This window comes from Haloarcula japonica DSM 6131, from assembly GCF_000336635.1.
Lineage (GTDB): Archaea > Halobacteriota > Halobacteria > Halobacteriales > Haloarculaceae > Haloarcula > Haloarcula japonica.
The window spans coordinates 1-273 of the sequence record NZ_AOLY01000026.1 but is presented as its reverse complement, the minus strand read 5'-3'; the positions used below and the strand labels follow the sequence as shown (position 1 = coordinate 273).

1 protein-coding gene is annotated in these 273 nt (G+C 55.7%); it reads right to left on the bottom strand.

Features of this window, described 5'->3' with window-relative positions; genetic code table 11:
* Positions 1 to 68 precede the first annotated feature (68 nt).
* On the bottom strand, positions 69 to 273 hold a 205-nt coding region (locus C444_RS08405), incomplete at its 5' end, for a hypothetical protein (protein ID WP_004592277.1).

Here is a 273-nt window from a genome sequence, read left to right as displayed (position 1 = left end):
AGCGACAGTCCCTGAGCTGGCAGTCACACCAAGGGCCGTCGCAACGGCCGTGAGGTATGTTCGTCGATTCATTCGTCAGTAAACGCCGAGTCGTCGCGGACGTTCACTGAGATCCCATCACTACTCTCCGTAACGTAGAGAACCGTGTTTGCCTCCGAGTCATGGAGTCGGAGCTGACTGTCGACGCTACTTGACTCTGGCAGGAGGAGTTCAGAGACACTGTCAAACTCTTGCCGGGAAACATCGTACCGCTCATCGTCATCATCGTGTGAC